Origin of the sequence: Sphingomonas sp. (genome assembly GCF_042091075.1) — a bacterium.
In the GTDB taxonomy this organism is placed as follows: Bacteria; Pseudomonadota; Alphaproteobacteria; order Sphingomonadales; family Sphingomonadaceae; genus Sphingomonas.
Window position 1 is genome coordinate 1 of record NZ_JBELIE010000193.1, and the last position, 5,504, is coordinate 5,504.

Here is a 5,504-nt window from a genome sequence, read left to right on the forward strand (position 1 = left end):
GGAGCCGAGCGACTTGATCGCGGCCTTTTCCTCGGGGGTGAGATATTTTTCCGCGATCGCCTTCAGCCAGTCTTCGGGGATCGTCGCGTCCGGCTGGCCGAAGCTGGTTTCCAGGCCCTTGAACACTTTGCCGAAGACCTGATCGAACTTGTCGAGCAGCCCTTCGTCCTTCACGTATATCGACCGGCTGAGATAATAGAATTGTTCCGGTGATCGATCGATCACCTCGGCCTGCAAGGCTTCCAGCAGGATCAGATGCTCCTTCATGCTGGCGGGGATGCCGGCGGTACGCAGCTCGTCGAGGAAGGTCAGGAACATGCCGGCATGATGCCCGCGCGCTACGCCGCTGTCGAGTTGCTATCGAAGGTCCGGTTTGGCCGGGGCGATCAGTGGCTCGCGCGCGCCACCGCCGCCGCGGTCGGCACATAGGCGTCGATCAGTGCGCCGACATAATCCGGATGGTCGCTGGTCAGTTCCTCGGCGGGACGGCCGTCACCATAGATGAAGCCGTTGATGCGATAGGTGCTGCCGCCCAGGCCATTCGAATCGCGATACCATACCTTCACCTCGCTCCAGTCGTTGCGCGGCGAAACATCGTAGAGCGTCACGTCCTGCTCGGCATGGCCGCGCGCCCCGTCCAGCCGGGACCAATTGGCGTGCGTCAGCATCACCACGCGCCGTTCGACCACGCGGCTGACCACCGCGACATGCCCGAGCCGCAGCCGGTCACTGCGGGCGAAGACGATCACCGCCCCGACGCGCGGCGAGTGGCCACGACGATAGCGACCGTCCGCCTGATCCCACCACGTCCAGGCATCACCGTAGATCTGGATGCCCGATGCCTGTCGCGCGAAGGGCACGCATTGCCCGACATAGTCGAGCAGCGAGCGCGCGTGCGCCGGCCTGGACAAGGCCGCCACCAGCGCCGTCATCGCCAGCAACGCGGAAAAGCTACGCAACATCACCCGACTGGCCTACCCCGGGGGCGTAAGTAAGCCATTGTTGGTTATGGTTAATTTAACGGATTAACAGACGAATTGCCCTTGACGCACGATGGCCGGGGCGGGCGGGATGATCAGGGCAGGAGGGGCGCGCTTTCGGGCCGCGTCGCCGGGTAACGCCGCGACTCGCCTGATTGCGCGCGTGCAGCCCGCCGCACTTCCTGATCCGCGCGCAGGCACGCGATCAGGTAGCGATGGTCATATTGCAGGAAGCGGCGCGGCGTCATCCCCAGGAAGCGATTGGCATCCCGTATGAAATGCGAGACATCGAAATAGGACGGGGCCATCACGGTATAATCGGCGCGCTCCCCCGCCAGCAGCATCCTCACCAGCGACCGGATGAAGCGCGTTCGGATCAGCAAGGTCTTTGGCGGGAAGCCGAAATGCCTGATCGAGAGCCGTCGTAGCGCGGCCGGCGTCAGCCCCAGCGCCGCCGCCGCCGCGCCGAGATCAGGCGCCGTCCCGTCTTCGGCAATGAACCGCTGGATCGCGACGATCATCGCATCATCTAGGCCGGGGGGCGGCATGATCGCCAGGAGCAGCTCGTCAAGGATCGGTTTTACCTGGGTCGATTGGTTCGATGACAGCAACCGGCCGAAGACATTGTTCACCCAGCCATGCGGCAACATCGTTTCCAGCGGGACCACCCGGTCGCGAAACAGATCGGCGCGGACGCGGAACAGACGCGACCAACCGAGCGGGGTCAGATCGATGCCGACCGTGACGCCGCCGTGCGTCGTCATTCGCATCGCCTTGCTGGCATTGCCGTACAGCGCCGCGCGCGGCATCGGATCATAGCGCCGCGTACCGATCGACAGCGCGATCGGGTGTGGCGTCAGGATGAACCGGATCGCGGGCCAGGTGGGTAGCAGCCACGGATATTCGTCGCCATGCCGCACGGGATCGGAATCAAGGACGTGATAACTACGGACCAGCCCCGCCAGCGGCGCGGCCGGCAGTTCCACGCGCAGCGCGGTGTGCGGTGGCAGTTCGAAGCGCTCAACAAAGACGCCGGGCGTCAACGAACCGCTTTCGATCATAGGCAGGCCCTACGCGCAACAATGGCCGCGTCATAGCATGATTAATTTAACATTAAGAACCAGTCCGGAGGTTTCGCTATCGTCGCGCTGGGGTGGCTGCCGAAAGGCCTATTTCTGACCCTGCCGTCGCGCCATGAAGGCAAGCCGTTCGAACAGCATCACGTCCTGCTCGTTCTTCAACAAGGCACCGTGCAGCGGCGGGATGGCCTTGCTGGGATCGCGATTCTGCAGCACCTCCAGGGGCATGTCCTCGTGCAGCAGCAGCTTCAGCCAGTCGAGCAACTCACTGGTCGACGGCTTCTTCTTGAGTCCCGGCACGTCGCGAACATCGTAAAAGATATCAAGCGCGCGCGACACCAGCAGCTTCTGGATGCCCGGAAAGTGCACGTCGATGATCGCCTGCATCGTGTCACGATCAGGGAATTTGATATAGTGGAAGAAGCAACGGCGCAGGAAGGCGTCCGGCAATTCTTTTTCGTTATTGGAGGTGATAACGACGATCGGGCGCTCGTCGGCGCGGATGGTTTCCTTTGTTTCGTAAACGTGGAATTCCATCCGATCCAGTTCTTGCAGTAGATCGTTCGGAAACTCGATATCCGCCTTGTCGATCTCGTCAATCAGCAGCACCGGCGGGGTTTTATGCTGGAACGCTTCCCACAATTTGCCCTTGCGAATGTAATTGGCGATGTCGTGGACCCGCTCGTCGCCAAGCTGACCGTCGCGCAGCCGCGCAACCGCATCATATTCGTACAGACCCTGCTGGGCCTTGGTGGTCGACTTGATGTTCCATTCGATCAGGTCGGCGCCGACCGCCTTGGCGATCTCATAGGCAAGCACCGTCTTGCCGGTGCCGGGCTCGCCCTTCACCAGCAAGGGCCGGCGGAGCGTCACCGCGGCATTGACCGCGACCTTCAGGTCGTCGGTCGCGACATAGCTCTGCGTGCCCTCGAACCGCTGCATACCTTACCCCGTCATCGTCTCGAATATCGGGTATGGTGTAGCGGCAAGTAGAGGGGGCGCGCAAGTTTCTCAGGCGACGGAGCGCAACGGCCCGGGGAAGGCGCGGGTGATCGCCCCACGCGCGCCATCGCGGGCGGTGGCCCGCGCCTCCAGCAATTGCCACAGGCCGCGATGCTGCGCGAGCATCTGCTGAGCGCCGAACGCCATCGCCCGGTCCGACGAGGGCGTCGTCGCCACGGTCGACAGGAAGCGCCTCGCGTCCGCCGCCACCGGGGTAAACGGCAGCGCCACGTCCAGCCCGAGGCGCCGGGCGCATGCATCGAGGACGTCGCGTACAGCCGCCCAATCCAGCACGAACGCGATCGCGGTGCCGGTCGCGCATCCGCGCCGATCGGACTGCGACAGCATTTCCAACGCATGGCACTGCCCGATGATCGCGGCTTCGGACGCCGCCTGATGCGGCGTGGAGGGAAGCGGGCCGACCGCGGCGGTCAATCGAGCCAGCGTGACGCGCTCTCCCGCCATCGCGGCCGCCGCGGATATCAGCCAGTCCTGCGCCTGCGGATCGGCCGCGCCGGCGAGCACATGATCGATCACTCCCGGCAGCGTGCCGTGGACGATGCATAGCGCGTGCACGGCGTCGGCTTGATCGCGCAGCGGCGTCGCCGGGTGGCGCAGCGCGCGCGCATAGGGGGAACCGCACGTGCCGTCCGCCGCCACCAGCGCCAGGATCGTGGCGGCGGCGTTGCTGACGGTTGAGACGCTGTCGCCCTCGATGACTGCCACGTTGCGCCCCTTGTTCGCCGATGGAAATGGCGGGCTGACGATCGTCGGCAGCCCGAAACCGGGAACATAGGGGGATGGTGTAAAGGTGGGGTTTACGTGGCGATCGTCGCGGTGCCGAAACGAGGAAAAGATTGCCGCGCGGGCACCGCGATCCCGTCCCTTCGGCGCCTGCGGCAGGCGAGGGGCCCGACCGCCGGCAGCGTGACGGGCGGCCCCGTCATCGCCGATCGGCCACTCCCTTATTGGTCGAGGAAGCTGCGCATCTTGCGGCTGCGCGACGGGTGCTTCAGCTTGCGCAACGCCTTGGCCTCGATCTGCCGGATACGTTCGCGGGTCACGCTGAACTGCTGGCCGACCTCTTCCAGCGTGTGATCGGTGTTCATACCGATGCCGAAACGCATCCGCAGCACGCGCTCCTCACGCGGGGTGAGCGACGCGAGAACGCGGGTGACCGTCTCCTTCAGATTCGCCTGGATCGCCGCATCGACCGGGATCACCGCATTCTTGTCCTCGATGAAGTCGCCGAGGTGCGAATCCTCTTCGTCGCCGATCGGCGTTTCGAGGCTGATCGGCTCCTTCGCGATCTTCATCACCTTGCGCACCTTCTCCAGCGGCATGGAAAGGCGCTCAGCCATTTCCTCCGGAGTCGGCTCGCGGCCCTGTTCGTGCAGGAACTGGCGGCTGGTGCGGACCAGCTTGTTGATCGTCTCGATCATATGCACCGGAATGCGGATCGTGCGTGCCTGGTCCGCGATCGAGCGGGTGATCGCCTGCCGGATCCACCACGTCGCATAGGTGCTGAACTTGTAACCGCGACGATACTCGAACTTGTCGACCGCCTTCATCAGGCCGATATTGCCCTCCTGGATCAGATCCAGGAACTGCAGCCCGCGATTGGTGTATTTCTTGGCGATCGAGATGACGAGCCGCAGATTCGCCTCGACCATCTCCTTCTTGGCGATCCGCGCCTCGCGCTCGCCCTTCTGCACCATGTTCACGATGCGTCGGAATTCGGCCAACGCCATGCCGGTCTGCTGGCTGATCTCGCTGATCTCGGTGCGGATACGATCGACCGCGGCGGCCTCGTTAGTGGCGAACGCGGTCCACTTCTTGTCGACGCCGTTGATCGACTCGAGGAAGCCCTCGTCCAGCTCATGACCCATATAGCGGTCGAGGAAATCCTTGCGGCTCACCTTGTGCCGCTCGGCCAGCCGCAGCATCTGCCCGCCCAGCGCGGTCAGCCGGCGGTTGTAGCTGTACAATTGATCGACGAGATATTCGATCTTGCTCTGGTGGAACTGCACGCTTTCCACCTCGGCGGTCAGTTCCTCGCGCAGCTTCTGATACTTGCGCTCTTCCGCCGACGACAGTTCGCTACCCGCGGCCATCGCATCCAGGCGCGTCTCCTGCATCTTGGAGAATTTGCGGTAGATGGCGGTGATATTGGCGAACTTCTCCAGCGCCTGCGGCTTGAGCGTCTCCTCCATCTGCGCGAGGCTGAGCGTATTGTCCTCGTCGTCATCGTCGGCGGGGCGGGGGGCACGACGCTCGGTCATGTCGTCGTCCTCGTCGGCGGACGCCTCTTCGGGCTCTTCCTCCTCCTTGAACGACGGGCCGGCGGCGGCCTCGCTGATTTCGCCATTATCGTCCTCGGCACCCTCGCCCTGTTCCGCCGACGGCCCCTTCGATAGCATCGCATCGAGATCGACGATCTCGC

5 protein-coding genes and 1 pseudogene are annotated in these 5,504 nt (G+C 64.0%); all 6 read right to left on the minus strand.

The features are described 5' to 3' along the window. Positions 1-318 (minus strand): annotated as a pseudogene (locus ACFDSW_RS14915) (VWA domain-containing protein); the annotation flags it as partial. A gap of 68 nt (positions 319-386) precedes the next feature. Next, entirely contained in the window at positions 387-962 is a 576-nt protein-coding gene (locus tag ACFDSW_RS14920; RefSeq protein WP_375251068.1) for a CHAP domain-containing protein, read from the minus strand. A gap of 113 nt (positions 963-1,075) precedes the next feature. Next, positions 1,076-2,041 carry a helix-turn-helix domain-containing protein gene (locus ACFDSW_RS14925; protein WP_375251064.1) on the minus strand — a complete coding sequence of 322 codons (966 nt, stop codon included), beginning with the start codon at positions 2,039-2,041 and terminating at the stop codon, positions 1,076-1,078. A 108-nt stretch (positions 2,042-2,149) separates the two neighbouring features. Beyond that, positions 2,150-3,001: an AAA family ATPase gene (locus ACFDSW_RS14930; RefSeq protein WP_375251065.1), complete on the minus strand. Its 852-nt coding sequence runs from the start codon at positions 2,999-3,001 to the stop codon at positions 2,150-2,152. Between the two features lie 69 nt (positions 3,002-3,070). Further along, positions 3,071-3,787: a hypothetical protein gene (locus ACFDSW_RS14935; RefSeq protein WP_375251066.1), complete on the minus strand. Its 717-nt coding sequence runs from the start codon at positions 3,785-3,787 to the stop codon at positions 3,071-3,073. A gap of 239 nt (positions 3,788-4,026) precedes the next feature. Continuing rightward, the coding region (gene rpoD, locus ACFDSW_RS14940) for an RNA polymerase sigma factor RpoD (RefSeq protein ID WP_375251067.1) at positions 4,027-5,504 on the minus strand (1,478 nt) is incomplete at its 5' end.

Excerpts from the sequence above, each read along its gene's own strand:
- ACFDSW_RS14920 (WP_375251068.1), bottom strand. The coding sequence starts at position 962 with ATGTTGCGTAGCTTTTCCGCGTTGCTGGCGATGACGGCGCTGGTGGCG.
- ACFDSW_RS14925 (WP_375251064.1), bottom strand. The coding sequence starts at position 2,041 with ATGATCGAAAGCGGTTCGTTGACGCCCGGCGTCTTTGTTGAGCGCTTC.
- ACFDSW_RS14930 (WP_375251065.1), bottom strand. The coding sequence starts at position 3,001 with ATGCAGCGGTTCGAGGGCACGCAGAGCTATGTCGCGACCGACGACCTG.